16 protein-coding genes and 1 pseudogene are annotated in these 12,334 nt (G+C 42.1%); 1 reads left to right on the top strand and 16 read right to left on the bottom strand.

The annotated features are described in order from the left end of the window. Positions 1-48: 48 nt before the first annotated feature. Positions 49-846 carry a CdaR family protein gene (locus SORDD24_RS00880; RefSeq protein WP_061406679.1) on the bottom strand — a complete coding sequence of 266 codons (798 nt, stop codon included), beginning with the start codon at positions 844-846 and terminating at the stop codon, positions 49-51. Next, positions 833-1,690 carry a diadenylate cyclase CdaA gene (cdaA, locus tag SORDD24_RS00875; protein ID WP_061406677.1) on the bottom strand — a complete coding sequence of 286 codons (858 nt, stop codon included), beginning with the start codon at positions 1,688-1,690 and terminating at the stop codon, positions 833-835. Before cdaA ends, SORDD24_RS00880 begins: the two co-directional genes overlap by 14 nt. Before the next feature lie 136 nt (positions 1,691-1,826). Between cdaA and SORDD24_RS00865 the strand changes: the two are divergent. After that, positions 1,827-2,796 (top strand): annotated as a pseudogene (locus SORDD24_RS00865) (NAD(P)/FAD-dependent oxidoreductase). Positions 2,797-2,887: 91 nt separating this feature from the next. Here the strand turns inward: SORDD24_RS00865 and SORDD24_RS00860 are convergent. The 14 genes from SORDD24_RS00860 to SORDD24_RS00795 form a co-directional block, all read right to left on the bottom strand. After that, positions 2,888-3,199, bottom strand: coding sequence for a hypothetical protein (locus SORDD24_RS00860; RefSeq protein WP_061406676.1), 312 nt, complete (start codon positions 3,197-3,199; stop codon positions 2,888-2,890). A 5-nt stretch (positions 3,200-3,204) separates the two neighbouring features. Further along, the gene (locus SORDD24_RS00855) at positions 3,205-3,591 is read right to left on the bottom strand and encodes a hypothetical protein (RefSeq protein WP_061406673.1); all 387 of its coding nucleotides are present in this window, start codon (positions 3,589-3,591) and stop codon (positions 3,205-3,207) included. Beyond that, positions 3,588-4,835: an Mbeg1-like protein gene (locus tag SORDD24_RS00850; RefSeq protein ID WP_061406672.1), complete on the bottom strand. Its 1,248-nt coding sequence runs from the start codon at positions 4,833-4,835 to the stop codon at positions 3,588-3,590. The genes SORDD24_RS00855 and SORDD24_RS00850 overlap by 4 nt, the downstream gene beginning before the upstream one ends. Before the next feature lie 2 nt (positions 4,836-4,837). Continuing rightward, entirely contained in the window at positions 4,838-5,230 is a 393-nt protein-coding gene (locus SORDD24_RS00845; protein ID WP_061406670.1) for a DUF1310 family protein, read from the bottom strand. A gap of 129 nt (positions 5,231-5,359) precedes the next feature. Beyond that, positions 5,360-6,271, bottom strand: a complete 912-nt coding sequence (whiA, locus tag SORDD24_RS00840) for a DNA-binding protein WhiA (RefSeq protein WP_000011290.1) — start codon at positions 6,269-6,271, stop codon at positions 5,360-5,362. Continuing rightward, positions 6,268-7,245, bottom strand: coding sequence for a YvcK family protein (locus tag SORDD24_RS00835; RefSeq protein WP_061406668.1), 978 nt, complete (start codon positions 7,243-7,245; stop codon positions 6,268-6,270). The genes whiA and SORDD24_RS00835 overlap by 4 nt, the downstream gene beginning before the upstream one ends. Further along, positions 7,242-8,132, bottom strand: a complete 891-nt coding sequence (gene rapZ / locus SORDD24_RS00830; protein ID WP_061406666.1) for an RNase adapter RapZ — start codon at positions 8,130-8,132, stop codon at positions 7,242-7,244. Before rapZ ends, SORDD24_RS00835 begins: the two co-directional genes overlap by 4 nt. A gap of 51 nt (positions 8,133-8,183) precedes the next feature. Continuing rightward, complete coding sequence (locus tag SORDD24_RS00825) at positions 8,184-8,564, bottom strand: RidA family protein (protein ID WP_001140417.1); 381 nt, start codon at positions 8,562-8,564, stop codon at positions 8,184-8,186. 9 nt (positions 8,565-8,573) lie between these two features. Continuing rightward, positions 8,574-9,161 (bottom strand): ribosome biogenesis GTP-binding protein YihA/YsxC, encoded by a 588-nt coding sequence (yihA, locus tag SORDD24_RS00820; protein ID WP_000405196.1) that lies wholly within the window; start codon positions 9,159-9,161, stop codon positions 8,574-8,576. An 8-nt stretch (positions 9,162-9,169) separates the two neighbouring features. Continuing rightward, entirely contained in the window at positions 9,170-10,402 is a 1,233-nt protein-coding gene (gene clpX / locus SORDD24_RS00815; protein WP_061406664.1) for an ATP-dependent Clp protease ATP-binding subunit ClpX, read from the bottom strand. A 31-nt stretch (positions 10,403-10,433) separates the two neighbouring features. Next, positions 10,434-10,604, bottom strand: a complete 171-nt coding sequence (locus tag SORDD24_RS00810) for a hypothetical protein (RefSeq protein WP_000442250.1) — start codon at positions 10,602-10,604, stop codon at positions 10,434-10,436. Further along, a complete protein-coding gene (locus SORDD24_RS00805) occupies positions 10,604-11,110 on the bottom strand; it encodes a dihydrofolate reductase (protein ID WP_061406662.1) in 507 nt (168 codons plus the stop codon). Before SORDD24_RS00805 ends, SORDD24_RS00810 begins: the two co-directional genes overlap by 1 nt. Positions 11,111-11,228: 118 nt before the next feature. Next, complete coding sequence (gene cmk / locus SORDD24_RS00800) at positions 11,229-11,903, bottom strand: (d)CMP kinase (protein ID WP_061406661.1); 675 nt, start codon at positions 11,901-11,903, stop codon at positions 11,229-11,231. A 9-nt stretch (positions 11,904-11,912) separates the two neighbouring features. Beyond that, the coding region (locus tag SORDD24_RS00795) for an SAG1386/EF1546 family surface-associated protein (protein ID WP_231082635.1) at positions 11,913-12,334 on the bottom strand (422 nt) is incomplete at its 5' end.

Genomic DNA, 12,334 nt, shown 5'->3' with positions numbered 1-12,334 from the left:
CCCAAAATATTTACCCATTTTGTTAATCATCCTTTTCTACTTTTTTATTTATTCTTGTTTAGACGAGTCTGGTTTTGTTTCTGAACTCGTTGAAGACGAGCTGCTAGTCGAGGACCCTGTTGATGAGGTCGTTGACGAAGAACTCGAGCTAGACGATACTGTCTTGGTTGTAATTTTCATTGTAGTGTCAAATGGCATAATGACGCTTGGCAAGACATTTCCATTTTTATCGACTGCTTGTAGAGGAACAGAGGCTGAATAGTTACCTGTTATCCGTTCACTCGTTGGCAAGATGGCAATGACACGATCTACTCTAGAGAGAGTTTCCTCGTCACTAATAACCGTTACTTTTTCATCTGACACAGTGACTGTATCAATTTTCACACGAGAATCAATCTGACTAGGGTCAATCTCAGGCACAACGATTACATTGTCTCGTTTTGCTTTTTTACCAACCTTGACTGTTATCTTTTGCGGAGTTGCAACAGCCGTCAAACCACTCGGTAAATTTTCAATGGTTAGAGGAACTTCAATGGTCCCTACACTGACATTGGTTAAGTCAGCTTTGACCTTGAATTTCCGAGTGCTTTCCTGCATCTCGCTCGCTAAAGCAACTCTATTTGATCCAGTTAGGAAGACAGTAACTTCAGATGTAAAACCACTGATAAAGTACTGGTCGCTATCATACTGAATATTGATTGGGACATTAAGGACCGTGTTGGTATAAGTTTCTGTCCTCACTTGTCTGGCACTATTGCTATTCTGATAGTTTGTAGAAGTCGCATAGATAAAGAGGATGCAGGCGAAAAAAAATGAAGAAATAATATAAAGACTATTTTTTCTCATGTTTCAATCCTCCTAGAAAACGCTCTTTCAGACCGTTCTTTTCCTCTGATGCTGGAAGTAAGATTCTTCTCAATTCAGATTCAAACTCTTCCAAGGTCAAATCATGCTTAAAGACTCCATTATAGGTGATTGAGATTCCACCGGTTTCCTCTGAAACCACAAAGGTAAGAGCATCTGATACTTCCGACAAACCAATCGCTGCTCTGTGACGTGTCCCAAACTCCTTGGAAATTCCTGTATTTTCAGTCAGGGGTAGGTAGGCTGAAGTTACGGCAATCCGGTCTTCTCTGACAATGACCGCACCATCGTGCAAGGGAGTGTTAGGGATAAAGATATTAATCAATAACTCGGATGAGATTTTCGCATCTAGAGGAATTCCAGTTGAGATATATTCCTGCAAGGTTCTCACTCGCTGAACAGCAACCAGAGCACCTATCTTACGCGGACTCATGTACTCGACTGATTTGACAAAGGCACGAACCATTTGCTCTTCTGCACTAATAGGGGCATTGTAGAAGAAATCAGTAGCTCGACCTAATCTCTCCAAACCAGTCCGAATCTCTGGCGAGAAGATAACCACCGCTGCGATGACCCCGTAGGTGATAATCTGATTGATCAACCATGAAATGGTCGTTAAGCCAATCATATTGGACAGAATCTGACCTAGAATAAAGACCAAAACTCCCCGAACCAATATCATGATTTTAGTCCCTGCAATCGCTTTAGTAAAATGGTACAAAATATAAGTCACAATCAAAATATCAATCAGATTGATGACTATCGTCCAAGGACTTGAAAACAAACTCGTCCAGTATTGCAAATTGGATAATTGTTGAAAATTCATCCCTGGCCTCCTCCCTGTCAAAACACTTTCCGTACTATTATACCATTTTCTACTCATTTTTTCCCCATCCTACTTCATTTTAAATTAAGCAAAATTATGATAAAATAAACTGACTAGAAAAAACGAAGGAGAAATCATGTCTCAACTCTATGATATTACTATTGTAGGTGGCGGTCCTGTCGGCCTCTTTGCTGCCTTTTACGCCCACCTACGCCAAGCCAAAGTCCAAATCATCGACTCCCTTCCCCAGCTCGGTGGTCAGCCTGCCATCCTCTACCCTGAAAAGCAAATCCTTGATGTGCCAGGTTTCCCAAACTTAACTGGAGAAGAGTTAACCAAGCGTTTACTTGAACAGCTAAACGGCTTTGAAACACCTGTTCACCTCAACGAAACCGTTCTTGAGATTGAGAAACAAGATGAGGGATTTAGCATTACAACTAACAAGGGGAGTCACCTGACTAAAACAGTCATCATTGCCATGGGTGGTGGTGCCTTTAAACCACGTCCGCTCGAATTAGATGGCGTCGAAAACTATGAAAATATCCACTACCACGTTGCCAATATCCAGCAATACGCTGGTAAGAAAGTGACCATCCTTGGTGGAGGGGACTCTGCAGTGGACTGGGCTCTAGCTTTTGAAAAGATTGCCCCAACTACTCTCGTTCACCGTCGAGATAATTTCCGCGCCTTGGAACATAGTGTGCAAGCTCTACAAGAATCATCAGTAACCATCAAAACACCGTTCGTTCCCAGCCAACTCCTTGGAGATGGAAAAAACGCTCGACAAACTAGAAATCACCAAAGTCAAATCTGATGAAACCGAAACTATCGAAGTAGACCATCTCTTTGTTAACTATGGTTTCAAATCATCTGTTGGTAATCTTAAAAATTGGGGGCTGGACCTCAACCGACACAAGATTATTGTCAATAGCAAGCAAGAATCCAACCAAGAGGGTATCTACGCCATTGGGGACTGCTGCTACTATGAAGGTAAGATTGATTTGATTGCTACTGGACTAGGTGAAGCTCCAACAGCTGTTAACAATGCCATTAACTACATTGACCCAGAACAAAAAGTTCAACCCAAACACTCGACCAGTTTATAAGAAAAAAACCACGAATCAACTGATTCGTGGTTTTATAATTCATCTGCTATAAAAAGCAACATACTGGAGTTCTACTTTAAGAATCAAAAGTCTACTTTGTACCATTTAAAGCTTTTGGATATTCTTTACTTTTCGTTTCTATAGTTTCAACTACTTTTGTAGAAAATTCTCCCTTCATCGAACTATCAATGTTTTTCGAAACTTCTTTCAAACTTTTTTGAGCACTTAATAGAGAAATCTTCATATATTTTTCTGTATCTTTTTCTATAGTGGAAATACGAGCTTTTTTTGCTGGAGCCAAGATGTTTTTTATAAATGATCGTTCCAGCTCTTTTTCTATATTTCTTAGAGCTTCCTCTCCCCCTGCGAAAAAATCATTAATGTAATCAAATACATTCGCCATGGTCCTTAACCTCGTTCTTCTAAGCGTCTTTTTTGTTCCTGAGCCCTGGCAAGCTCATCTTCTAAGAGACGGTGTTGCCGCTTGTAATCCTGTTCGAGCTCCAATTCTTCTTGTTCGAGTTGTCCTTGTCTATTTCTATACGCCATCTCGATTTGCTGACTAAAGTTGGATGCTAGTCGATTGGATTGATAACGCCATTCGGTTGTGTCTCCACCTAGTTGGTCTAAGGAATGAGAAATAATTTGATACTTTTCTTCAATCATATGACGCAACTGTTGAAACTTATAGTTTGCTTCTTCGTACTGATTTTCGATTTTTTTGAAAGAACGTCGATAGTCATCCTCACATTCTTCAATACGCTGTTGCTTTTTCCTAATTTCATCCTCTATCATATCAAACTCTCCCATTGCTTAAATTCATTAGCCAATTCTTCATCTTCATCTAATTTTTTCTGAATACCATCTTTGATTTGCTTTTCTAAATCTGTAAAATCTTTCTCTAATTGTTTCGCAGTATCAAGAACTGGAGTAAACCTCTTTTGAATGACACCAACAGTTGTTTCATAAGTCACTCCTCCATCAGAATAGGCAACCTCTGTTTCGTACGGACTTAGGATAAAACCCCAAGGAACATTACTGCAAGATACAAGCACTTCACTCGCATCTTGAACACCATCATTATATATTTTTTTGAGAACATCTAGTTCTTCTGTTACAATATGGCAAATACCTGACGCCGTAAGCTTAGCTTGTTCAGAGTCTAGAAAGATTCGCTCATCAGATGTAAACCCATCAGAAGCTAGACTCTTCTTAAGTCTTTTGAAACTCTCCATTTTAATCAGAAAGTTGTTATAAGCAACTGTACTGGTATTGGAGAGAATTTTTATTTTTCCATCCTTATCCAAGCGATAACCATAGGTCATATGCTGATTTACAAAATCTTCTTGTTCACTATCTACATAATAAACCATACCTACAGAACCGATACTGCCCTTCGAGGGATCTCTACCAACCATACTAATCTTATCTTTAGGGTCAGCATAGTTGTAGATACGCCCTTTGATTTGATCAACAATTTTTCTCTGTTTGGGGCTAAGGATTCGATAGATATCAGGGCCGTTGTAGATATAAGCCTGTTGGATTCGCTCGATTTGGGCCGCTTCTAGGTCAGCCATAGCATACTGAGCATCCATAGATCCAAGAGAATGCCCATAGATGTTAATCTTGGCATTAGGATATTTTTCCATGACATCTTTTAAAGCTCTGGCAGAAGCCTTTAGCTGCTCGGTAGATTTGTCTCGGTCGCTGGGATTGCTTTGCATTACAATTCTCTTGGCTATAACTGCATCATTTTCAGCCCAGTCATTCCAGACATCAGCTGTTTCTTCCCAAAAATGATCTGGACCCGTAGAACCACGAAAGAGAACCGTTACTTCCTGTACCTTATCAGCTTCTTCGTCAGAATTTTTTACAACTGCATAAACCTGCTCGCCCGCTCCTGTAGTATTGTTGTAGACTTGGGTGACAGTGCCAAGAATATCATTGTTAGGTGTAACAGCTTCTCCATCTTTAAACAAATCTCTGTATTCCGTCATTGCTATTTGTAAATGGTAATCATTAATGTATTCTTTCTCCATAATTAATTACTGCTCCTAAGAAGTTCTGCGAGTTTTGGATACGTAACATAACCACTGGATTCTAAATTACCCTCTCTATTTCTTACAATACCAAATTGAAAACATAAATCTTTTTCATCATTAACATAGACTCTTACTTCCATTCCTCCCATTGGATTATACTCTAATGAATCAGTATCAATTTTATAAGATTTGATTAGCCCTTTTTCTGTCAGAGCTTCTGAATCTCTATGCTTCATATGACTTTCATAAATTTTTCTCGCCTCATCACTTGTCGCGATGGCAATCATTTCTTGTTTCTTTTGATATTGGTGCATACTACATCCTCCTACTGCTATTCCAATGACTGCTAAAATACTGAATAAAATAATCATGCTTTTTTTAGGTTTTTTCATGGTGCCTCCTTTATGCTACAGTATAACTTATCTATAGTATACCATAGATTATGGAGTTGGCTTCCTTTAAAATTCTTCTCATATATTTATTAACTTCAAGAAAAAACCACGAATCAACGATTCGTGGTTTTATAATTCATCTGCAATCTTGTTTATTTTTCTCAGTCTGTGATTGACACCACTCTTGGTCAAGGGATTGCTCAGGCTATCTGCCAACTGCTGGATAGAGTAGTCTGGGTGTTGGATCCGCAAGCGAGCCACCTCCTGCAAATCCACTGGTAAATTTTCCAAGCCCATTCTATCTTTGATTTTACTGATATTATTGATGGTCTTCATACTAGCAGAAACCGTTCGAGCGATATTGGCTGTTTCAGCGTTATTGGCTCGATTGAGATCGTTACGAGTTTCACGCAAAATCTTGACGCGCTCAAAATTATCACGCGCCTGCATGGCCCCAATCACAATCAAGAAATCCATGATGTCCTCTGCACGCTGGAGATAGGTAACTGCACCTTTCTTGCGCTCAATGACCTTGGCATCCAGTAAAAATTGCTGGAGGAGAGAGGCCAGTCCTTGGGCGTGGTCCAGATAAACGGAACTGATCTCCAACTGGTATTTGCCAGACTCAGGATCACGAATGCTACCATTTGCCAGAAAGGCCCCACATAAGTAGGCACGACCTGCTTCTTCATCTGCTAAAATATCAGGATCAATGCCTGTCTCCAAACCAAAGAAGGAATCCGCAAGCCGCAAATCAGCTAAAAGCTCCTGCACCCTCTCATCAGTGTAGACCGTATAGACACGGTTCTTGCGAAGATTGCTTCTCTGATGGTGACGAATCTCTGACTTGATTTCATAAAAATGGAGAAAAGACTCATAAAGGTGCCGAGCTAACTTGGCATTTTCAGTCACGACTGACAAGGTTAGGCCAGAAGTCGAGAGACCGATACTGCCAGACATCTTGATAATGGCCGACAGTTCATGGCGACTGAGATGGTGTTGACCAAGAATTTCTTCTTTTACTGCAACTGTAAAACTCATTTTCTCACCTGTATAATGCGCATCAATTCATCTACAATCAAATCGCCATCATGGAAGGCTCCTCCATTTTCCAAACGAAGGAAGTTGGATGAAATCACACGAGGAACCTGTTTGCAAAGACCAGCAAAGTCATGCTCTACCTGAACCAAATACTCATCAAATCGGTTGGTATCCATGTATTCTCTAGGAACCTTTTCGATATTCACCAAGACCGTATCAATAAAAGGCCGACCTAAGTGTCGATGGAGGACTTCCACGTGGTCACTGTCTGAAAAGTGCTCTGTTTCCCCACGCTGGGTCATGATATTGCAGACATAGGCGATCTCAGCCTTAGTCTCCAAGAGAGCCTGCCCAATCTCCTCAATGACAATATTGGGCAAAATCGATGTAAAGAGGGAACCAGGACCCAAGACGATCATGTCACTCTCGAGGATAGTATTGACTACTCGACGGCTGGCTTGGGGTGTTTCATCATCCAAGGTATTGGTCACATAGACATGGTCGATCATACCTGGATGATCTGCAATGTGGCTCTCACCTGCCACCTCAGAACCGTCTTTAAAGACTGCATGCAGTGTCAAAGGCTGATCGCTTGAGGGGTAGATTTTTCCTGTTGTGTGGAAAAAGAGACTTAGCAGCTGCATGGCATTATAAGTGGATCCTTGCATTTCAGAAAGGCCTGCGATGATGAGATTCCCTAGGGGATGACCAGCAAAAGCGCCAGCCTCCTCTGAGAATCGGTACTGAAAAACCTTCTCATAAAACTTGGGCATATCCGACATGGCCACCAAAACATTACGAAGATCTCCAGGCGGTGTCAGTTGTTGAATATTCTTTCTTAGCTCACCAGAAGATCCACCATCATCGGCGACTGTTACGATGGCTGCAATCTCAACATCCTTTTCCCGCAAACTTTTCAAAATGACGGGGATACCAGTTCCTCCACCAATCACCGTTATTTTAGGTTTTCTCATGAACGGTTTACCGTTTCCTTTCTTCGGTCTTTGTCACGATGGCTTTCATTGACAGGCCAGTTTTTAGCTAGGTCCTCTGCGATTCGTTTGGCAAAGGCAACACTACGGTGCTGTCCACCTGTACATCCCACTGCAATGGTCAAAACGGACTTGCCTTCTTTCTTGTAACTTGGTAAGATTGGCTCAATCAAGGCAAGCAAGTGCTGATAGAAACTTTCTGATTCTGCATGTTTCATGACATAGTTGTAGACAGGCTCATCCATCCCCGTTTGATTACGCAGTTCTGGTAGGTAATAGGGATTTGGCAAGAAACGGACATCAAATACCAAGTCCGCATCGATAGGGATGCCGTACTTGAATCCAAAAGACATGACCTCGATACGGAAAGACTGGGCTTGTTCTTGGTCCGAAAATTGCTCAGCAATGGTTTTACGAAGTTCACGCGGGGTAAGTTCTGTCGTATCCACCACATTTTGGCTCATATTTTTCAAAGGTGCCAAAAGTTCACGTTCCAGCTTAATCCCATCTAAAATTCGACCATCTGCTGCTAGAGGGTGACTCCGTCTGGTTTCCTTGTAACGGGCTACCAATTCCTTATCTTTTGCATCCAAAAAGAGGATTTTGAAATCTAATTCATCCTGGTTTTCCAATTCATCCAAAACAGCTTGAATCTCCGAGAAGAAGGAACGGCTACGCATGTCCACTACCAAAGCCAGTTTGTGGTCATCATCTTTGGTTTCCACCAACTGCAAAAACTTTGGCAAGAGGGCTGGCGGCATGTTGTCAATAGTGAAATATCCTAAATCCTCAAAGGACTGAATGGCTACGGTTTTTCCTGCACCACTCATCCCTGTCACAATCACCAAGTGAAGTTGTTTCTTTGTCATCTATCTCTCCTTATATCAAAAAAAGTTTGGCAGAGCCAAACTTCAACTAGCTTATCCAATCTCTGCGATCACTTCAATTTCGACTTTTACATCACGAGGAAGACGTGCAACCTCTACAGCTGAACGAGCTGGGAACTCCTCTTTAAAGGCAGTCTGGTAAACCTCGTTAAAAGGAACAAAGTCATTCATATCGCTCAAGAAGCAAGTTGTTTTAACAACATGGTCAAAGTCTGTTCCTGCTTCAGCCAAAATAGCAGCAATGTTTTTCAAAACTTGTTCTGTCTGTTCTTGGATCGTTTCTCCTACAATCTCCCCAGTTTCAGGCGAAAGAGGAACTTGCCCACTCGCAAACAAAAGGTTGCCAACGATTTTTCCTTGAACATAAGGTCCGATAGCCTTTGGAGCTTTGTCTGTATGAATTGTTTTTGCCATTTCTTTCCCTCACAATTTTTCTAATATTGCATCCCAAGCCTGATCCATCCCTGCCTTGCTGACAGATGAAAAGAGAATGAAGTCGTCACTTGGGTCAAAGTTTAATTTCTTTTTGATTGCTGATTCGTGCTTGTTCCACTTACCGCGAGGAATTTTGTCCGCCTTGGTCGCAACGATGATAACCGGAATCTCATAATACTTGAGAAATTCGTACATCTGCACATCATCTGCTGACGGGTCGTGGCGGAGATCCACCAAACTAACAACCGCACGGAGATTTTCCCGAGTTGTCAGGTACTCCTCAATCATGCGACCCCACTTTTCACGTTCCTTTTTGGAAACGCGGGCATAGCCGTAACCTGGTACATCCACAAAACGCATCTTGTCATCAATATTAAAGAAGTTGAGCAACTGGGTTTTACCAGGTTTTCCAGATGTACGGGCCAGATTTTTGCGGTTGAGCATGGTGTTGATAAAGCTAGATTTGCCAACATTTGAACGCCCTGCTAGAGCAATCTCTGGCAGGTCATCCTGCGGATAGTGAGACTTATTGGCTGCACTGAGCAGGATCTCAGCATTATGTGTATTGATTTCCATAGTCACCTCTAGGCTGTTTCTAGGATGGGTTTTTCCGTTCCATCGACAGCTTCTTTGGTGATGCGGACCAATTTCACATTTTCCTGACTCGGTACTTCAAACATAACATCTAGCATGGTTTCTTCGATAATAGACCGAAGACCACGCGCACCCGTTTTGCGTTCGATGGCTTTATTAGCGATTTCTTGAAGGGCTTCATCGTCAAATTCCAATTCAACATCATCATAAGAAAGCAAGGTTTGGTATTGTTTGACCAAGGCATTTCTTGGTTCTTTCAAGATGCGAACCAAGTCATCGGCCGTCAATTGTTCAAGAGCAGCAAAGACAGGCAAGCGTCCAATTAACTCAGGGATAATCCCGAATTTTTGAATGTCTTCTGCGATGATTTCTTGCATGTAGGAGCTATTTTCATCAATCGCCTTGTTATTTTGGCCAAAACCGATGACTTTTTCTCCCAGACGTTGTTTGACGATTTCTTCAATGCCATCAAAAGCACCACCCACAATGAAGAGGATGTTCTTGGTATCTACCTGAATCATCTCTTGTTGTGGATGTTTGCGTCCACCTTGAGGTGGCACACTAGCAACAGTTCCCTCGATAATCTTGAGAAGGGCTTGTTGTACCCCTTCACCCGAAACGTCACGTGTGATAGACACGTTCTCGCTCTTCTTGGCAATCTTGTCAATTTCATCCACGTAGATAATCCCACGCTCTGCACGTTCGATGTTAAAGTCAGCAGCCTGCAAGAGTTTGAGGAGGATATTTTCAACGTCCTCACCCACATACCCAGCCTCAGTCAGAGCTGTCGCATCTGCAATAGCAAAAGGCACGTTCAAGCTCTTAGCCAAGGTCTGGGCCAAGAAAGTTTTCCCTGAACCCGTTGGGCCAATCATCAAGATATTTGACTTCTGCAAATCCACATCTTCTGACTCTTCACGAGTATCGTGGAAATTGATGCGTTTGTAGTGGTTGTAAACTGCCACTGCCAAGGCACGTTTGGCACGATCTTGACCAATCACATAGTGGTTTAAGATATTGAGGAGTTCGATTGGTTTTGGTACTTCAGACAAGTCTGCTAAAACTTCCTCGGCCAACTCCTCCCGAATGATTTCCTGGGCCAACTCCACACATTCATTACAGATAAAGGCGTTGTTCCCAGCGATTATTTTCTTTACTTCTTCTTGGCTTTTGCCACAAAATGAGCAATAAACCATCATATCGTTTTTCCTATTTGTAGGCATGATTTCCTTCCGTTCTATATTTTCATTCTATCTAAAATAAGGTCATATAAAAAGCATGGACACTGTTGACCAGATTGGTAAAAGCATTCAACCAGAGTAAGGCAGACAGTCCATAGCGCTTCTTACGAAAAGCCTGTGCTCCTGCCAAAATACAGATCACACACAAAAAGGCTGTAAAAAATCCAAATATACTGCGCTCCATTAGACTTCCTTTCTCTTTCGGTATTGGATGGTAAAATCATAGTCATTTTTCTCATCTCGGGTATAGGAATTACTTGCGACTGTCTCAAAAAGAGACAAGTCAAAATCCTCAGGGAAATAGGTGTCTCCCTCCACCTGAGCATGAATCTGCGTCACGATGATTTCATCTAAATAGGGCTCAAAAGCCTGAAAAATCTGTTTCCCACCAATGATATAGAGATTTTTTTCCTGACTCTGATACCAAGCTAAAACAGATTTCACATCTTGAAACACTAGCGCACCATCCACGACTTCGTCACTGTTTCGTGTCAAAATCAAGGTTTGGCGTTTGGGAAGCAGACGACGCCCCATTCCATCAAAAGTCACTCGTCCCATCAAGATGGCGTGGTTCAAAGTTGTTTCCTTAAAATGTTGTAATTCTGCTGGCAAATGCCAAGGAAGACGGTCTTCTTTACCAATCACACCTTTTTCATCTTGGGCCCAAATGGCTATGATTTTCTTTGTCATGCTTCCATCCTTTTTATTGATACTACTATTTTATCAAAATTCTCCCAAAAAGGCTGTTTTGAAACGCGCGCAAAAGAGAGAAAAGGAGCAGGCTTCATTTAGCCTGCTCCTCTCGTCCCTAGGACATATATTTTTTTGCTTCTGATTCGATTTTTTCGACCACTTCCTGGATACTTAGTCCAGTTGTGTCAAGGTAAACTGCGTCCTCAGCCTGTTTGAGAGGCGAGGTCTCACGATGACTATCCTTGTAGTCACGCGCCGCAATCTCTTCTTTCAACGTTTCAAGGTCTGTCTCAATCCCTTTAGCAATATTTTCCTTGTAACGACGCTCTGCTCTTTCTTCAACAGATGCTACTAGGAAAATCTTGAGTTCAGCTTGTGGTAAAACAACTGTCCCGATATCACGTCCATCCATGACAATACCACCTTGCTGGGCAATCTTCTGTTGAAGAGAGACCAGTTTCTCACGCACTTCTGGAATAGCCGCAATGCTTGAAACCTGGTTGGTCACTTCATTTTCACGGATAGGATGAGTAATATCTACATCACCAACAAAGACAAGTTGTTCACCTGCCTCTGAACGTCCAAAACTAATGGGGTGTTGGTCTAGGAGATGAAGAAGTTGGTCTACAGTTTCAGCATCTACTTGGTGTTTGATGGCCATATAGGTAGCCGCACGGTACATAGCTCCCGTGTCGAGATAAGTGTAGCCAAAATCTTTTGCGACGATCTTTGCGACCGTACTCTTACCACTGGAGGCAGGACCATCAATAGCAATTTGAATTGTCTTCATTTCCGACTCCTATCTTGTCTTGATGACATCACCTGGGTTAGCAAACCAAGAACCCGATGACATATGAGAAGGATTCAAAGCTTCCAACTGGGCAATGGAAATCCCTGCACGTTGTGCCAGAGCTGCTTCACCCTCTCCTGGCTGAACAGTAATTGTTCCTTCACCCTCGGTGTGCTCTTCAGAACTACTTTCTGACGGAGTTGTTTCAGAAGCAGCCGTTTCTTCTACCTTGCTGCTTGAAGGTGAAGACTCTTCCACTTTTGAAGTGGAACTGCTAGCAGGTGCTGAAGGATCATAAAAATCCTTCAAGGCAGCCGTGCGGTTGCTTCCTCCAGTAGAAAGGTAAATCAATACGACAACCATTGCTACAACGATTACAAAGAAGAGGCTAGCTAGAACTGTCAAGACACGATTGGCAACAACGCCTTTTC

The organism is Streptococcus oralis (genome assembly GCF_001579175.1).
In the GTDB taxonomy this organism is placed as follows: domain Bacteria; phylum Bacillota; class Bacilli; order Lactobacillales; family Streptococcaceae; genus Streptococcus; species Streptococcus oralis_O.
Note: the sequence above shows the minus strand (reverse complement) of the source record. Positions and strands in the feature narration are given on the sequence as shown.

What these genes read in the sequence shown, in the direction of transcription:
- SORDD24_RS00825 (WP_001140417.1), bottom strand. Translation starts at nt 8,564, where the DNA reads ATGGCAAAAACAATTCATACAGACAAAGCTCCAAAGGCTATCGGACCT.
- SORDD24_RS00880 (WP_061406679.1), bottom strand. Translation starts at nt 846, where the DNA reads ATGAGAAAAAATAGTCTTTATATTATTTCTTCATTTTTTTTCGCCTGC.
- cmk (WP_061406661.1), bottom strand. Translation starts at nt 11,903, where the DNA reads ATGAAGACAATTCAAATTGCTATTGATGGTCCTGCCTCCAGTGGTAAG.
- SORDD24_RS00845 (WP_061406670.1), bottom strand. Translation starts at nt 5,230, where the DNA reads ATGAAAAAACCTAAAAAAAGCATGATTATTTTATTCAGTATTTTAGCA.
- clpX (WP_061406664.1), bottom strand. Translation starts at nt 10,402, where the DNA reads ATGCCTACAAATAGGAAAAACGATATGATGGTTTATTGCTCATTTTGT.
- SORDD24_RS00850 (WP_061406672.1), bottom strand. Translation starts at nt 4,835, where the DNA reads ATGGAGAAAGAATACATTAATGATTACCATTTACAAATAGCAATGACG.
- rapZ (WP_061406666.1), bottom strand. Translation starts at nt 8,132, where the DNA reads ATGACAAAGAAACAACTTCACTTGGTGATTGTGACAGGGATGAGTGGT.
- SORDD24_RS00855 (WP_061406673.1), bottom strand. Translation starts at nt 3,591, where the DNA reads ATGATAGAGGATGAAATTAGGAAAAAGCAACAGCGTATTGAAGAATGT.
- SORDD24_RS00805 (WP_061406662.1), bottom strand. Translation starts at nt 11,110, where the DNA reads ATGACAAAGAAAATCATAGCCATTTGGGCCCAAGATGAAAAAGGTGTG.
- cdaA (WP_061406677.1), bottom strand. Translation starts at nt 1,690, where the DNA reads ATGAATTTTCAACAATTATCCAATTTGCAATACTGGACGAGTTTGTTT.
- SORDD24_RS00860 (WP_061406676.1), bottom strand. Translation starts at nt 3,199, where the DNA reads ATGGCGAATGTATTTGATTACATTAATGATTTTTTCGCAGGGGGAGAG.
- SORDD24_RS00835 (WP_061406668.1), bottom strand. Translation starts at nt 7,245, where the DNA reads ATGAGAAAACCTAAAATAACGGTGATTGGTGGAGGAACTGGTATCCCC.
- SORDD24_RS00810 (WP_000442250.1), bottom strand. Translation starts at nt 10,604, where the DNA reads ATGGAGCGCAGTATATTTGGATTTTTTACAGCCTTTTTGTGTGTGATC.
- yihA (WP_000405196.1), bottom strand. Translation starts at nt 9,161, where the DNA reads ATGGAAATCAATACACATAATGCTGAGATCCTGCTCAGTGCAGCCAAT.
- whiA (WP_000011290.1), bottom strand. Translation starts at nt 6,271, where the DNA reads ATGAGTTTTACAGTTGCAGTAAAAGAAGAAATTCTTGGTCAACACCAT.